The 14763-nt window shown below is 45.8% G+C and carries 16 protein-coding genes and 1 pseudogene; 2 read left to right on the top strand and 15 right to left on the bottom strand.

Going from position 1 to position 14763, the window contains the following annotated elements:
* Positions 1 to 6: 6 nt before the first annotated feature.
* The 5 genes from ACKGJP_RS16735 to ACKGJP_RS16715 form a co-directional block, all read right to left on the bottom strand.
* The gene (locus ACKGJP_RS16735) at positions 7 to 1764 is read right to left on the bottom strand and encodes a terminase large subunit (protein WP_409346752.1); all 1758 of its coding nucleotides are present in this window, start codon (positions 1762 to 1764) and stop codon (positions 7 to 9) included.
* A complete protein-coding gene (locus tag ACKGJP_RS16730) occupies positions 1754 to 2344 on the bottom strand; it encodes a terminase (RefSeq protein ID WP_409346751.1) in 591 nt (196 codons plus the stop codon). Before ACKGJP_RS16730 ends, ACKGJP_RS16735 begins: the two co-directional genes overlap by 11 nt.
* Positions 2345 to 2753: 409 nt before the next feature.
* On the bottom strand, positions 2754 to 3020 hold the full coding sequence (locus ACKGJP_RS16725; RefSeq protein ID WP_409346750.1) for a hypothetical protein: 267 nt from the start codon (positions 3018 to 3020) through the stop codon (positions 2754 to 2756).
* A gap of 302 nt (positions 3021 to 3322) precedes the next feature.
* A complete protein-coding gene (locus tag ACKGJP_RS16720) occupies positions 3323 to 3676 on the bottom strand; it encodes an HNH endonuclease (RefSeq protein ID WP_409346749.1) in 354 nt (117 codons plus the stop codon).
* A gap of 205 nt (positions 3677 to 3881) precedes the next feature.
* Entirely contained in the window at positions 3882 to 4289 is a 408-nt protein-coding gene (locus ACKGJP_RS16715) for a hypothetical protein (protein ID WP_409346748.1), read from the bottom strand.
* A gap of 623 nt (positions 4290 to 4912) precedes the next feature.
* On the opposite strand from ACKGJP_RS16715, the gene ACKGJP_RS16710 reads away from it, so the two are divergent.
* Positions 4913 to 6415 (top strand): recombinase family protein, encoded by a 1503-nt coding sequence (locus ACKGJP_RS16710; RefSeq protein WP_409346747.1) that lies wholly within the window; start codon positions 4913 to 4915, stop codon positions 6413 to 6415.
* Positions 6416 to 6461: 46 nt separating this feature from the next.
* Here the strand turns inward: ACKGJP_RS16710 and ACKGJP_RS16705 are convergent.
* A pseudogene (locus tag ACKGJP_RS16705) lies at positions 6462 to 6632 on the bottom strand (DUF255 domain-containing protein); the annotation flags it as partial.
* A gap of 191 nt (positions 6633 to 6823) precedes the next feature.
* Here ACKGJP_RS16705 and ACKGJP_RS16700 point away from each other — a divergent pair.
* Entirely contained in the window at positions 6824 to 7189 is a 366-nt protein-coding gene (locus ACKGJP_RS16700; protein WP_409346746.1) for a hypothetical protein, read from the top strand.
* Between the two features lie 165 nt (positions 7190 to 7354).
* Here the strand turns inward: ACKGJP_RS16700 and ACKGJP_RS16695 are convergent, their stop codons facing one another.
* The 9 genes from ACKGJP_RS16695 to ACKGJP_RS16655 all read right to left on the bottom strand — a co-directional run bounded on the left by ACKGJP_RS16695 (position 7355) and on the right by ACKGJP_RS16655 (position 14732).
* Positions 7355 to 8197 carry a hypothetical protein gene (locus ACKGJP_RS16695; protein WP_409346745.1) on the bottom strand — a complete coding sequence of 281 codons (843 nt, stop codon included), beginning with the start codon at positions 8195 to 8197 and terminating at the stop codon, positions 7355 to 7357.
* A gap of 141 nt (positions 8198 to 8338) precedes the next feature.
* The gene (locus ACKGJP_RS16690) at positions 8339 to 8698 is read right to left on the bottom strand and encodes a GIY-YIG nuclease family protein (protein ID WP_409346744.1); all 360 of its coding nucleotides are present in this window, start codon (positions 8696 to 8698) and stop codon (positions 8339 to 8341) included.
* 39 nt (positions 8699 to 8737) lie between these two features.
* Positions 8738 to 9757 (bottom strand): vWA domain-containing protein, encoded by a 1020-nt coding sequence (locus tag ACKGJP_RS16685; protein WP_409346743.1) that lies wholly within the window; start codon positions 9755 to 9757, stop codon positions 8738 to 8740.
* Between the two features lie 74 nt (positions 9758 to 9831).
* Positions 9832 to 10947, bottom strand: a complete 1116-nt coding sequence (locus ACKGJP_RS16680; RefSeq protein WP_409346742.1) for an AAA family ATPase — start codon at positions 10945 to 10947, stop codon at positions 9832 to 9834.
* Between the two features lie 23 nt (positions 10948 to 10970).
* On the bottom strand, positions 10971 to 11450 hold the full coding sequence (locus tag ACKGJP_RS16675; protein WP_409346741.1) for a DUF6530 family protein: 480 nt from the start codon (positions 11448 to 11450) through the stop codon (positions 10971 to 10973).
* Between the two features lie 206 nt (positions 11451 to 11656).
* Complete coding sequence (locus tag ACKGJP_RS16670; RefSeq protein WP_409346740.1) at positions 11657 to 12286, bottom strand: DUF2306 domain-containing protein; 630 nt, start codon at positions 12284 to 12286, stop codon at positions 11657 to 11659.
* A 160-nt stretch (positions 12287 to 12446) separates the two neighbouring features.
* Positions 12447 to 13079: an NAD(P)-dependent oxidoreductase gene (locus ACKGJP_RS16665; protein WP_409346739.1), complete on the bottom strand. Its 633-nt coding sequence runs from the start codon at positions 13077 to 13079 to the stop codon at positions 12447 to 12449.
* A complete protein-coding gene (locus tag ACKGJP_RS16660; protein ID WP_409346738.1) occupies positions 13076 to 13915 on the bottom strand; it encodes an SGNH/GDSL hydrolase family protein in 840 nt (279 codons plus the stop codon). Before ACKGJP_RS16660 ends, ACKGJP_RS16665 begins: the two co-directional genes overlap by 4 nt.
* A 52-nt stretch (positions 13916 to 13967) precedes the next feature.
* Positions 13968 to 14732: an SDR family NAD(P)-dependent oxidoreductase gene (locus tag ACKGJP_RS16655; RefSeq protein WP_409346737.1), complete on the bottom strand. Its 765-nt coding sequence runs from the start codon at positions 14730 to 14732 to the stop codon at positions 13968 to 13970.
* Positions 14733 to 14763 lie beyond the last annotated feature (31 nt).

Here is a 14763-nt window from a genome sequence, read left to right as displayed (position 1 = left end):
CTTTTCTTAGAAAGTCCATATTTCAACTTCACCAGACGATGGTTTTTGCATTGTCATAGCCAGTTTATGGCTATCAATCACGGCATCTACCGGGTCGATACGCTTTGTCTGTGCGTCCTTTTCGACTTTGATTTCTCCGAAGCTATTGCTTACCGTCTTTGCATGGGCCATGCTCCAAGTCAGCAGTTTGTTGCGTTTATCGTAGATCACATTTCCGGCCTCTGCCTCGAGACGGAAATCCACAGTCGCATCATTGAGGCTCTTGCAACTTTGAACGATTTCTACGCAATCACATCCAAACTCTGAGGCAAATTCGTCCAGGTCATGCAAAAAAGCATCCGCGTTATGAGGGTCATAACCGATGCCTTTCAGCTTCAGATCGTATTTTTTTATTACGTCACGATAATATGCGATGATATATTTATAATCTGTCTTCACGCCTCCGAGCGTTTCCGTCACCGTTAGCAGCTTCTCACGAATCCACATATCATACGGCGCTTTATCGCTCTTTATATGTTCTGCAACGCGTTTTTTCGGTATGAAGCTATGAGAATGGATATAGTATTTCCTCTGAAAATCTATATCGAGAGGAAAGTCTAATGCTCCTGTTGTAAGGTCACCACCGCTGGAAAGATCAAGACCGAGATAACATTCGCGGCCGCGCATATCCTCCAGTATGGTTTCGCTTTCGCAGGCTTTCCAGTGTTCCAAGTTCATGTACTGATTGTCCGCGAATTGTACCCATTGGTTGAGCGACTTGGTTAGGAAATTACGAAGTTCCTCGCCCTGCATGCGCCTAGCCTTGATTGCGTCAGCACGTAAACTGTCGAGTGTTTCTGGCGTCCATAGCGGATTTGCCTTCGGCCAGTTTTCCTCATCCCAAATGTCATCATCTTTGTCGAGCTCGCAAATGAAGACGAATTGTGTTTCGTCGCTATGGACACCTTCAAGGATCAACTTACAGTATTCATACAGTTCGTAGCACGGGCTGTTAAGCTCGAATCCAGCAGTCGTAATGACAGAGATCAAGCACTGCTTAAGTTTCTTCGTCCCGTCTGTCAGGAGCTTGTACATCTGATTTGTTTGATGTAGGTGATACTCGTCAACGCTACCGAAATATGGTCGAAAACCGTCGATCGACTTCGTATCTCGTCCAAGAGCAACAATTTCGCCATGTGTCAGATTGCAAAGTATCCTGTTATTGTACTCTTTGATCGAAAAAAGTCCTTCTTCGTACTCGCTTCCACCAAGTTCCGGATCTGCATTAATGAATTTGACACACTCTTTTGCTACAATCCAAGCTTGTGCTTGTTTTGTAGCTGTCGCATAGATTTGAGGGTACTGGTAGCCATCGAAATTCCCGTAGTACATTGCAGGTACTGCATTACCAAGTGATTTCCCGTTCTGTCTAGCAACCTGAATGTAAGAAGTGCGAAAACGGCGGTATCCGTTAATCGTGCGCCATCCATGCCACGATCCGAAAATGAAGTCCTGAAAGCCCCATAATCTGAGCGGCTGAGGCTCCTCGCCCTCCGCGATCGTCAACGATTCGGCAAAATCGATTATCTCTTGCGCCTTACCCGGGTCCCATACATACGGGAAATCAGAATTTCCTTGTCGCCCCAAGTCCCGAAGATGTCGCTCGCATGCTTGCCGCTCCGATTTTCCCACACGGCGCGGGAGTCGGCCATTTACGACGTCGAGTGCATATCGGGTTACACGATCATCTTCAGCAAGGACGTTGAGCGGGTAATTATCCGCCATGAGCACCACCGCCGAACTTGGCGAACTTGCTCACAGGTTTGTCGTCCTTCTTTGGCTTCGGCACGTTTTTGACTTTTGCCAATGGATTGAGGAAGAGTCGGTCCTGCATCTTAAGCAACATATCCATTTTCTTGTTAATCGCCGATTCGATACGGAGGATTCCGTCTATGGATACAAGGTTCATGAGCTGCCGCTTGACTTGCTCGTCGAAAACCTCACTATCATCCATATACTGTTCCACCGGACCGCTATTCTTTGCGATGCTGTCAATGCGTTGGTAAGCATTTAGTAACCTCTCATATTCAGCGTAGGTTTTGCAGTAAATAGCGAGCATACCTACATCGGAAGTCGTCATCAGATCAATGCCTTGATCGGCAGCGCTTTTGTATTCCTTGATATGCTGCTTCCAATAACCAAAAGCCACCGTATCGTTTTTGACGAATAACGGTGGCTTTAACTTGTCCAATTCGCTTTTTCCGAGCTTTATTTCTGATTGTTTTCGCTCATGAATTTCGGCTTTGGTCAAGTGTTTTTTGCCGCCGGCCGCTAGTAAATCAATAGGCTGGGCTCTTCTACCCATGACCTTCACCTCCTAAAAATTCATAAAGGGAGTTTTTGCGGGAAATAACCCCCAATGCGGTCTCGGCCCCGCTTTAGTCAATTAAAGTGAGGTGGGGGGGTATATCAGAAACGTCGGCTGTTTCGCACGTTCCGCAGCAATTACTCTCGCATTTTCCTTTCTGTTCATCCGGTACGTTGTCATACTCTATTCCGACTACATCAGATATCCCTGTGTTTCCATCTTTGCATGAGTGTAAAGCGATCATAAGAATTCGTCCGCCTTCCCATTCTTTGGGCAGTGGAAAACCGGATATCAAACTAACACCAGCCATCAATCCATCAGGCACATGTATAGGCATATGATGCTTGCCGCATCGTCTGCACTTATAAACAATGAATGCCCCTTTCATATATGCCGCCCCCTGTTCTTATGTTAGCTTGCTGAATACTTTATCCAGTTCGGACGCCATCGCTTCCCCTATAAGACGTCCTGCTTCTTCTGCGTTATTACGAACGAGTGAGAGGTTAACGCGAACCTCTGTATCCAATATGTCGCATGCATCTAGTGCTGCGGTGATCTGGTATTCAGCTTCCTTCGTCTTTACCTTGGACCCGATCAGAGTACTTCCGCCTGCCTTAGCGTTTACCAACTCTTCCTTTGATACGAATAGCGTAATGTTTAATCCTGTCTTCATCGGCAATCATCTCCTTCAAAGTTTGAATACGACATCCCTCACAGTAGCCCAGCACCCGCATCGGCAAGTCATGTAGTCTTTATTGCATTCTCTCTTACTTACTGTACGGAACGAGTACGGACGGTTTGCAAACTGCATACGCCCTTCTTGATAATCAATCTCGTCTAGGGTTCGCATCAATTGGCTGCGAATCGAAAATCTCTTGAACCACCCAGCGGACTCGAGTTTCCTCTTTAGGTCAAATGCATGTCGTTTGATCTTCTGTGTATCCGAACAACCAAAAAACTCACCCCACACGCTGCTCATCTACCAAACCCTCCATCTTCTTTCACTGTCTTGGCGTCATGGTGTGGCTTACATAACGACTGCCAGTTGTTCTCGGAATCCCAAAACAATTGCCAGTCCCCTTTATGAGGCTTGATATGATCGACTACCGTTGCCGACGTAAGCTTTCCAGCTTCAAAGCATTGTTTGCACAATGGATTACGCTTCAGGTATGTCTCCCTTGCTTTCCTCCACTTGCTGTTGTAACCTCTCTGAGCTGCTGTAGGTCGGTGCTTATCGTATTCGTATTGAACCGTTCGGTGTTCTTCGCAATACTTCTCTTCCGTTAGGGTTTGGCAGCCTTGCCTTCTGCAGAACTTTTTTAGAGCCATGTTTTCCAAGACTCCCGCCATTGGCGCCGGCGTGTTGCTCTGTTACTCTTTGGCTTCTCTACCGAATAAAACTTATCTGCTATATCGCTATCTGGCACGACCTTCTTACCACTGATCTTGCCCCATAAATTTTTTAACATCTGATCACATCCGTTTCATTGTTTTTGGACAAAAGAAAAAGCACCACATTGGGTGCTTTTGGTAATCAACTATTCAATAACATTTTCGTCATCTTCCATAACGTACCGCATAAGTCTTTTGTCTCTTCAAGGTGCAATCCATCTGAGATTATAAGCCATCCACCTCCATAGCTCTGTATCTGTAAATGCTGATCACAAGATAAGACATCGATCATCTGCGCTACATCTAGAAGCGGAATGCAATCATCATGTGCAACGCTCTTTTGCACACAGTCTTCTGTGTAATAGATCCTATATTCAATCTCATCTATTTCGTTGTCCTTGATATAATAGTGAATCTCGTCTTGTCCGAAGATAATAAATGGATCACCAACAACCGGCTCTTCCCATTGATTTAGAAGTCTTTCTCTTGCCGCTGGATCAATAAGTTCCTTCGCTTCCTCGACTGTTATTCTTCCCCTCATTAGTCCCATGTGATAGTCTCCTTTGCGAGTTGGTTAATATCACATTCGGCATTCCATTGCTTAAACCCTTTTCTTTGTTTTTTCATCGGCTCTTGTTAACGCGGCCGACTTGCGCCCGTGATCCACACCTTAACGCCTACGGTCGACGTGAGAAAGGAGGGCAGCTACTTATTTCCCTTTGCCCCGGGAATAAGGATGTCATGAATGCGCTGCAGTTATAGGGAGGTGTGGAGTGTATCGAAAGGTAGGTGTTATTGAGCTAAAGAAGCAAATAGATACTCGCGGCTATGATGGACCACAAGATGATGCTGAAAATTGCTCCCCACATGATTCCTCTTGCCGGTGCTAGATCATCTTCCATACGCCGCGCCTCCATTCTTAAGTACCGGGAACCAACGAGAGAGTTGAACCGCAGACAAATAAAATAGCCTGCGGCATATAAGCGGCAGGCTTGGCATTGAGCGATTACGCTCAGACGGTTTCTTTCGTTCGGTTCCCGATGATATAAATATAATTGAAAAAAAACAAGAAAACTTATACGAATTTCTTATTATTTTAATATTATTTTTGATTGGAATTATTGAGATTATTTGGTATGATTTCTCCATTACATATCAAAGAGGTGTTTTGTCATGGAGAGAACTTATGACATCAGAGATGTTGCGTTATACCTTAGAAAATCGAGAGGCGAGCTTGAATCTGATCTTGATAAACATAGAATGCTTTTGACTGGTCTTTGTAAAAATGGAGGATGGAGGTTTATTGAATATCTAGAGATTGCCAGTTCTGAGACAATCGAGTTCAGACCAAAATTTTCTCAACTCTTAAAAGATGTGCAGGCAGACATGTTTGATGCCGTACTGGTTGTGGATTACGATCGATTAGGTCGCGGTGATCTTGAAGATCAAGCAGTTATTAAACGCATTTTCAGAGAAAGTGAAACACTCGTCATAACTCCCGATAAAGCTTATAACCTTTCGGATGATTCAGATGATCTCCTTGTTGACGTTAAAGGACTATTGGCTCGACAAGAGTATAAGGCTATTAAAAGAAGACTATCGCGAGGGAAAAAAATTGGTGCAAGGTTAGGGAACTGGACAAACGGGACGGCACCCTTTCCTTATTTATACGATCCCTCTAGAAAAGGCTTAATTGTCGATCCCGTCAATAATGAAATATACCAAGAAATGAAGCGCTTGATTATCGAAGAAGGGTATTCAAACGAACGGGTAGCGTGGTACTTAAACAACAAAGAAGTAAAATCTGCAAGGGGCAGCGTTTGGCATGAGAACCAGGTTAGGAGGCTAATAATTGACGAGACGCATCTTGGAAGGATTATATCGAATAAAACAGAGGGGTCCGGCCACAAGAACAAAAAAACAAAGCCTCTTCGGAAACTACCTCGGGAAGAATGGGTAATAGTTGAAAATTGCCATGAAGCGGTAAAAACAATTGATGAGCATAATAGATTACTTGAAATTTTTGCAAGTCGTAGGATAATACCTACGGCAGCTCGCAAAGGCAAGCATCTTCTCTCAGGAATTGTGAAGTGTGGCATTTGCGGTTATGTAATCGGGCTCTACTCTAGAAATACGGAAAACGGAGCCTCCTATGTTAAGCCTTGCAGGAAAGCTAGTCCTTACGGCGTTAAATGTACAAATAGTGGTATTGAAATCTCAATTTTGCTTGATGTCGTTTATCATGACCTTAAGGATTATGAGCAAAAATTGATATCTGACAATCCGTCGACAAATCGAGAGCAGTCGAAGCTATCTGAAAAGCTTGACATGACCGAGCATGACTTAGTAAAAAAGCAATCTGGCATCCAAAGAGCAAAAGACCTATACATTGACGGAGATATTTCGAAAGATGAGTATGAATCGAGGAAGAACCGGATTGAACAGGATATTTCACGACTGCAAGAGGAAATTGAGCAACTAAAAGCTGCACTTCACATAAGAGAAAACCGCACACGAGAGGAAAGCCTTCACAAAGTAAAAAGCCTTCTCAGCATTTGGAACGATAACGGCGTTGGCAGCGAGATAAAGAACCACTTAGCCAGGGACGTTATTGAGAAAATATCGTACAATCGTAATGGTGATAATGTAAAAATTAATGTTCACTACATTTCGTAAACCGCTTATCAGAGCGGTTTTTTTACGTACTTATGTAGACATGTCACCAATGGCAAGTGCTATAACCGATAGATAGGAAGATCGGCTTGTTTTCTCGTTTAGCTTTATCGAACGCTTCTTCACTCCAGGGATACCAGTCAACAGGGTTATATTGATGCTGCAGCAAATATGGCGACTTTTCCTTGGCTAATCTATTGGGTTGTGGATTCGTTGTCATGGGGCACCACCTCTATTCGGTTGGTTTTTTTAGTGGATAAAGCCAATGGTACTCTATCCATCCGGTTATTTGTCAATAGCGGAAACCGGTATCAGGCTCGACACAGTCCTTCTTCGTCATTAGCTTTTCCCGAACGATATGCCATTCCCTAGCATACGATATTCTATCAAATGCAAGGAGGTTTATAGAGTATGGGGATTCGTTACAAGTATTCCACAGGCCCGGTTGAAAATGCGATTTTCGCTCTCACTCTGCCGGGAGAATCGCGAACATTTTTTGCAAAGGCTGTCAACAATGGGAGCAAGACCGCAACTGTCAAGGTCGTGCTGTTCGCGTTAAACGGCAAGAAGCGAATAATTAGAGTAAGATCGCTCCCCGTAAAGCCCGGTGAATCCAATTTAGGGATTTTTAACGTCGGACAACTGCTTCAGTTTGAAGTGGTTTTCATCGTAAACAGCGCCCATGTACTTGTCTCCGGATGGGGGAAAAACGAGAAAGGCCGGTTGGTCTCCGCGCATCGGTTCACCCAAAACGAACTGCATAGAACGATTCTTTAAATTCAGAATCGGGCAGGAAACCGTTCGAAACCTTATCACTTCGCAACTACCATTTTCAAGGTTAACGACCTCATTCGGCGTCGAAGATTTCCGTAACGCAACGAACAAGCCGTAACGCTTTTCCGTGCACCACGTTACGGCCTGTTTTGATGAACTTCAAATGAACTATCCTCCAAAGTGTCCTCGCAGCCTATGATTCATTGCATCATCGTACGACCGCTTCTCGCTTTCCCCATTCTTTAAATCCTCATCTAACTTTTCATCCTCAACTGATCGCATGTAATCGGCATACCCTATGTCATAATCATCTTCAAGCCAGTTTGCTTCTTTATATCCTCTTCCTCTGGTATAAGGTTCCGTCTTCGGAGAAAGTTGTTCGAGTACGCTTCCTTCCCATGACTGGATATGATCTAGTATAAGCTCTTTCGTTTGACTGCTATCCAAGTTTGTTAGAATGATTTCACAGGTATCCTCAAATGATTGTTTTGTAACCTCAAGGTATTCATTTCTATATTCCGTATTATTCATTAAGTACCAATCTTGAATATCCTTACTCTCAAGACAATCCCATTTCTCAAAAAACGCCTTCAGTCGTTGATCTCGATTCAAGGAAAGTCGATCAATTCTAAACATCCTTCTACCTAAGAACAATTTGAAAGTTTGAGGATAACTGATTTCCCCTACTGGGAAAAATTCCAAAACATATCGAGACTTATACTCTTCAAACGAATTGAAGTATGTTGTCGTCTTACTCCCGTTATCCCTGGTAGTCGAATGATTATCGGTATAGGTAACGTCAGAAATCCGATAGTAGTCTCCCAACCATAAAGCCTGTAATACGATTACACTTTTTTCTTTCTGAATCGCACTTTCAAACTCTTGAAGAAATAACGCTCGATCATTTACTTGTGTTAAGTCATGCAGAATAATAGCGTTTACTTTTAAACCGCAATTTGAGCAAAAGTTCCATGAAGCCTGAATCGCACTTTCACAATTTGAACAATTCATGCAGTTACGCCTCCAAGTAAGTATACCATTATGCCTGGCCCCAAATCCCTATATATGGCATGCTTTTCCCCCCACGATAACCGATCGAAGGGATGTATGCGTATCGGAGCCAAATCGGGCTTATACCGCCGTGTTCTAAAATCACTTCACAAGCGGCTTATGATATCCTCTGTCTCCGAATGGCTGCAATTTCTCCAGCCACCGCTTTTCCAATTGCTTAAGCTCCCAGCGCATGTCGGTAATGCCGTCCGCTTCCTTTTCCTCCAGCACCTCATAGGTGAAGGATTCGGCTCCGAATTCCTTCCACTCCTTTTGCAACTGAAGATTTGCAAACCTGCCCATGTCCAGTTGAGACTGTATCATGATCCATTTGTTTTTCAGATTGGGATACGTATCCACGAAAATTTTCCCGTTGGCCTTATTTGTTATTTGGATTGCCCCCATATAGGTCTTAATCTGCTTGTATTCCTCTAAGAGCTCCTTGCGTTTGTTCTTGTCCATGCTTTTCTCTCCTTTCGGCCGTGTAAATGACTGCCGCAATCACAAATACCGCGCGATGATCCGAACCAACTTTGCAGGGAACTCTTTGAGATTGGCAATATCCAAAAATCTCTCATTCCCGTAGATTCGATTAATCACATCTTTGTCCTGGCCGATCGCGGCTGCCAGAAATGTAATTCCTTTTCGCTCATATTCGGCTATGGTCTGCTGCATATCTCGGGCTGCATAGCTCCCGGTATAATCGTCCATGGCTTTCGGCTGTCCGTCACTTATGCTAATCAACAGCTTAGTTTGTTGCTTTGTATTCGCTAACCGTTCTGCAATTATTCGAAGAGCCATCCCGTCACGATTATTGCTTCTGGCTCGAATTCCCATCAGCCTGAATCGATCGTTGGGATCCGTTTTAGCGCAATCGGCATAGGCGTAAATCGACATTTGCTCCAATCTGGAAACATCCGCCGTATCCCCGTAGATGAGTATGGGAATTTGACATCGTTGACAAAACTCGTATACCGCCAATACCGCGCGCTTTGCGGCTTCCAGTCTCCCAAAAGCAGCCATGGATGCCGATTCATCAACCCTTAGACCAACTACAAGCGAAGGGGATTCCGTTGGGGGACGTTTCTTGGCAAAATACCTGAAATCCCGATAAGCCACACTGTCCGCTTGAAATTTACTGCCATAATAATGATTCCTTGCGAATTCGGAAGAAATCTCATGTTTCAATAGAGGAAGCGTTTTTCTGGCAATTTCTAGCACGGCGGGCATAACCTCATTACTCAGGCTGACATATTCCTGCTCATTGTCCGGAACGTATTCCGGACGGTGAACGATAAGCTTAACCCTTTTATGAATCGAATCGGACACAACTTCCCTTGCGTCGCGATTCAGCTTTTTTCGGAACTCCCGGTCTTTTTGTTTCGCATCTTCCGACATGGTTTCAGGATTTGCCTGGTGATAGATGGGTGTACCATCCTCTCCCTGATCGGAGCTTTCCATATCGGTTGAATCATCGGAAACCTCGGATGTGCTTTCGTCACTATCCGCAGATTTTTTCAATGCGATTCCTTGTTCCTCTTCCTTCTTGTCGTGGTCAAAATCAGGATCGTCGGCGGTTCCCCATGTTCGAATCTCTATTTCATCAAATATTGTTTTTTTTTACTTTCCATCTCAACTTCATCTAAACCCGCTAACAAACCGCGGCTTTTCAGCGCTTCTTCCAACAGGTTGATTTCTTCGGAATCGGTCGTTATTTTGTAAATGACTTTATGATAAAGGGATTCTTTGGCTGAAGCGCCTTCGGCAATCGCATCCGCCCAGTAGAAAAAGGAGCGCATGCCGGCGACGCCTTTAATCGCATTGAGCCGGGCTGTTCTGTCCAAAACAATTATGATATCCGCTAGTACATCCAACACCTGTTCATCCTTATATCCGGTTTTGGCCATTGCACGCTCAATCATGATTTCTTTGGTTGGCAAATCCATCTTTTCCGTATGCTGAACCCTGTCGCGCAGTGCTTCGTTTAACGGTCTTGTCCCTCCGTAACCGCGGTTCGTTGTGATGACTGCTATGAAGTCCGGGTGTCTGCGTAATATTTCTGTGGGAAGATTAATGCTGCCATCCAGCTCTAAGGCGGAATTGAGTGCCATTAACACCGCTGCATCACGAATGACGGTTGGTTCTTGAATTTCCAGAAGATAGCCTTTTTGATAAGCTCTGACGATCTCGGAAGGATAAAATCGGTACTCGACCACCTCGTCCTCGGTGTTTTGCTCAAGCCGCTTCAGTAATTGCTTCATCTTTAATGCAGCCTGTTCCCGGGTATCCCCCAGCTCGTTCATCCATATTTCGGTTATGCTTTGAAAACCATCGCTTTCATATATAGCCTTCAGAACGTTCTGCTCCGAATGCTCCAGCTTCTCTAATCGTTCCTTTGAAATAACCGGCAAAATAGCGCCGATAATATCCGATTTATCCATATCGGCAAAACAGGTCACTTTCGTATAGGGCAGCCCAAAATCCGCCGACAATGCTTTGGCAAGCTGCGTTTTACCAGAACCTGCATCGCCCTCCAACAAAATATTGGCGATTTTCATTTCCCCGCGATTCCAGTTGCGCTTTACTTCTTTACAAATACGCCTTTCTTCAACGCTGACCTTATGCGATAACGGCTTTTTCCAAACAAGATCTTTTTCTAGATCGGTCAGTTGCCTTGCAGGGGACAAAACATATACTTCAGGGTTGTTCATACCCTTTCACCCTTTCCAACATGTTAATATCCCATTTCTTTTAACAGCCGGGATAATACACGAAGTCGTTCTCCGATCATTTCGCCATCATCGCTAAGCGCCTGAGCGAACAGCTTAATATCCTGATCAATCATGGGATTTTCAGCACAAACGGATACGCTCATAGCATCCCCTTGCAGTCCGATGCGGTCAATCATCGTGTTATCAGGGTCATACATTTTAGGGAACCGATAAGCTTCCTGAAAATATAAATTGCTTCTGCAAATCAAAATGGCAAGGTCCAGTACACGGTGCATAGGTAGCTCCTCCGACTGTCTTGACCATTTTTCCCCTGTGTATCTCCATACTTTCGCCGAGATATCGACCTTCCCCCTATCATTCCACTGGGCCAATCCCAGGGATAGACCTTTGGCATCCGTGTTTCGGGCGTACCGGCCGTCAACCTGCTCATAATTTTCCGATACGACAACAGGCTTATGTTTTAGAGTTGTTGGTATTTTCATTTTTTACACTCTCCATTTATATTTTACTGAATTACTGATTTACTAATTTACTAAATCCAAAGTTTATATTAGCCTTCCCTTCACCATCTGTCAATCCGGTCATTTGATCAAAAGTCGCTCTTGCGTATAAAATAATCTGTCCACCCGCTTCCAACTTCTATCGTTTAAAATACAAAAAAGCCGCAAATCAGCGGCTTCTTCACCGTTCACAAGTCGTGCTCCGGCTTCTTAAGAGGTTTCCTATAACGATTGCCTATCATCCACTCCGCAATGACGACATTGACGACCAAACCAACCCAGATATTGACCTCGAGCACTTGTTTCAGAATAGGCTCGACTCCTTGGAACGGCATGTCCCGATGTCCTGCGAGATAGATCAATATGCATATCGGAGTAACGATGCGCGCACTTGCAGCGACAAGCGTCACGGCATAGTTGCGGGTCATCCACACGCCATGGGCTTCAAACCTTTTTTGTCGGGCCGTCCAATATCCTTTCCATCCGGTAATACCCCATAACGCCACTAAGATCAAAAAGGCCATTTGTCGGTTATAACTTGACGTATACATCCCCACAACCAATCCGGTTGCGCTGCCGATGGCTACGAAACCCAGATAGAATCGTCCGACCATCCGGTGGACGTACGGTCGGCCGGTCCGCAAGCCGGGAAGAAATTGCAACCACCCGACAAGCAGAGCAAAAAGCGATGCAAAAATATGAACGAGCAGCAGCGGGTAATGAAGGTTAAAAGAAGCGTTAAGCGATACTCGGCTTTGCCCGGGATCAAATAATACATATGGAGCTACGGCAAATCCGGCGGCACCTAATGTAAGCACAACGATAACCTTCCACCCTGTCCGGATTTTGCGCTCCCCCGTCATCCTTTCAAATCCGATACGATCGCCCCCATGGAGATCGCTTCTGTGGCATTGTTCGACATCTTGCTGCTCCTCCTTCTGTTCGGTCTAATTCATACACGGTTCATGCTCAGCTCAACTATTTTGATATTTCAACGACGGCTTGAAATGACGTTGAATCCGGAACCGATTTCATCATGTAGTCGGCCAGGTCCGCGCGCGAAATCCCTTGTGCCTTAGGCAGATGCTTGTTAAGAGCCGTCCGGTACGTTCCCGTCTTCGCTCCGTTCGTCAACCGGGGAGGACGAACGACTGTCCAGTCCAGCCCTGATTTCCGAACCTTCTCCTCCATCCTTGCCATATCTTCGTAGGCATGTTTGTAAAGGGGCTGAATCACAAAGTGGATGACAAACCACTGCATCAATGGTGTATCATCGGGGATTTTCAGCCCCGCCGAGGATAGGCAAACCAAGCGGCGCACACCCTCGGCTTGCATCGCCTTCATGATATAACCGGTTCCTTCGGAATAAACGGTAGTGGGTTTGCGGTGCGAAACACCTAGCGCAGACAATACCGCGTCTTTGCCGGCTATCGATTTGCTGAATGAAGAGGGATCCAGGACGTCTCCGCGAATCACCTCCAACCGTTCATGGCGAATGTCAATCGCCTCGGGATTGCGAACAATTGCCGTGACTTCGTGGCCGTACTCAAGTGCCTGAGCGACAACTTGACGACCGGTGCCGCCCGTTGCGCCAAATACGACGACTTTCATCCCGTTTTTCCCCCGGTAAGTTCTTCGACAAGCCAGGTAACGATAGCCTTGTGTCCTTCAATCGTCGGGTGGAGCCCATCCATCCCAATGAATTTCGCCGACGCCGGCAGACCGAAGCCCGCTTGCGTGTCTACGACCGGGTTAGGCTGGCTGCGGATGATATCGCCAACTGCGATTATGTCTTCGTTTCGCCAGCTTAATTGCCCCATTTGAAAGTATGGAAACGCAATAATTCGCTCTTCGTCGAAAGTAGGCGGTGTCATCCATACCCATTGAGATTTGGTGCGAGCCGCGGCAATCCGCCGGATCTCATGAATGTTTTTGGCGGTTTCTTCCAAGCTGACTTGCGTTTTGGCAGACTCGGGACCGACCCGCATCATATCGTTGCCCCCAATCATGCAAAGGATCCAATCCGGTTGTTTGGCGACAATGCCACTTATCCGGCCAAGCACTTGAGATGAAGTATTGCCTGATATTCCTTCATTGATCAGACGTATCCCGTCCTGCGGTCTTTTCCGCTCAAGCAGGTGCCTGAGAATTTCAAACCACGATAGCAGATCATCTGTCGTGCTTTCCCCTACTCCGATAACGGTTTCACCCGCTTTGAACGGCAAGCGGTCGACCCGATCGGCAAAATCCGGGGATTCCAGCAGCTGTTCCGCGGCTTCTTTCGCCTGCCGAACCAACTGATCTTTGACGATCAGGTAAGTTTCCAAATCTATGCCATAAATGGCCGCTATCAATTTATCGTCGAGATGACGCGCAAAGCTCAGCAGCTTCTCAGGATGCTGCGTTTGAATCATTTTGACCCATTGAGGATTTAATGTCGGTTCCATCGATTTACGATTCTCCTTTTTTTACGGTTCTCTTCCATTCGTTTTGAACGGTTTATCGCATGAACATGCCGCCGTTGATTTCGATCGTCTCTCCGGTCACAAAAGAGGAAAGGTCGGAAGTTAGGAACAGTACGCCGTCCGCCACATCCTCCGGCATCCCCTCCCGTCCTAGCGGAATGCCGGCGATAATGGACTTGCGGATTTCCTCGGTTTTGAACCGATCGTTCGAGGTATTGGCAATCACGCCTGGAGAAATGGCGTTTACGCGAATTCCTTTACCGGCGTACTCCTTTGCGATATTTTTCGTAAAGGAGAGCAATGCGCCTTTAGCCGCCGCATACAGCGCGACGCCCGGACCTCCGCCGTTATGGGCTGATAACGATGCAATATTCACGATATTGCCTCTTCCCTTTTCCAGCATCGCAGGAAGTACTGCCTTGGATAAGAACACGCATGACTTGAAGTTGACATTGAGCATCTCGTTGTAATAATCCTCCGTCATTTCAATTATCGATGCCCGATGGCTCATCTGGCCGGCATTATTAACCAGAATGTCTATGGAAGCCCCGAATGCCGTTTGAACCTGAGTCACCAAGGAATTAATCTGATCGATCTCCGTAAGATCAGCATGAAAAGCCGTAGCCTTCGCCCCTGTCTCGCGAATGACACGAACCGTCTCGTCTGCCGCCTCCTTATTCCGCAAATAATGGACAGCAACCGCTGCACCTCTGGATGCGAGTCGTTTGGCGATCGCGCTACCGATCCCTCCGCTTCCTCCCGTTACAAGTACCAATTGTCCGTCTATCTGCATGTTCATCGTTTCCCCTCCCGGTAACATGGTTTCTCGA

Source organism: Paenibacillus litoralis (assembly GCF_046244365.1).
Taxonomy (GTDB): Bacteria; Bacillota; Bacilli; order Paenibacillales; family NBRC-103111; genus Paenibacillus_V.
The sequence above is the reverse complement of the archived record's forward strand: the minus strand, read 5'-3'. Positions and strand labels throughout refer to the sequence as shown.

Coding starts and splice junctions, on each gene's coding strand:
- ACKGJP_RS16710 (WP_409346747.1), top strand. CDS start 4,913: ATGGAGAGAACTTATGACATCAGAGATGTTGCGTTATACCTTAGAAAA.
- ACKGJP_RS16730 (WP_409346751.1), bottom strand. CDS start 2,344: ATGGGTAGAAGAGCCCAGCCTATTGATTTACTAGCGGCCGGCGGCAAA.
- ACKGJP_RS16700 (WP_409346746.1), top strand. CDS start 6,824: ATGGGGATTCGTTACAAGTATTCCACAGGCCCGGTTGAAAATGCGATT.
- ACKGJP_RS16660 (WP_409346738.1), bottom strand. CDS start 13,915: ATGGAACCGACATTAAATCCTCAATGGGTCAAAATGATTCAAACGCAG.
- ACKGJP_RS16720 (WP_409346749.1), bottom strand. CDS start 3,676: ATGGCTCTAAAAAAGTTCTGCAGAAGGCAAGGCTGCCAAACCCTAACG.
- ACKGJP_RS16690 (WP_409346744.1), bottom strand. CDS start 8,698: ATGGACAAGAACAAACGCAAGGAGCTCTTAGAGGAATACAAGCAGATT.
- ACKGJP_RS16675 (WP_409346741.1), bottom strand. CDS start 11,450: ATGAAAATACCAACAACTCTAAAACATAAGCCTGTTGTCGTATCGGAA.
- ACKGJP_RS16715 (WP_409346748.1), bottom strand. CDS start 4,289: ATGGGACTAATGAGGGGAAGAATAACAGTCGAGGAAGCGAAGGAACTT.
- ACKGJP_RS16680 (WP_409346742.1), bottom strand. CDS start 10,947: ATGAACAACCCTGAAGTATATGTTTTGTCCCCTGCAAGGCAACTGACC.
- ACKGJP_RS16695 (WP_409346745.1), bottom strand. CDS start 8,197: ATGAATTGTTCAAATTGTGAAAGTGCGATTCAGGCTTCATGGAACTTT.
- ACKGJP_RS16735 (WP_409346752.1), bottom strand. CDS start 1,764: ATGGCGGATAATTACCCGCTCAACGTCCTTGCTGAAGATGATCGTGTA.
- ACKGJP_RS16725 (WP_409346750.1), bottom strand. CDS start 3,020: ATGAAGACAGGATTAAACATTACGCTATTCGTATCAAAGGAAGAGTTG.
- ACKGJP_RS16665 (WP_409346739.1), bottom strand. CDS start 13,079: ATGAAAGTCGTCGTATTTGGCGCAACGGGCGGCACCGGTCGTCAAGTT.
- ACKGJP_RS16655 (WP_409346737.1), bottom strand. CDS start 14,732: ATGAACATGCAGATAGACGGACAATTGGTACTTGTAACGGGAGGAAGC.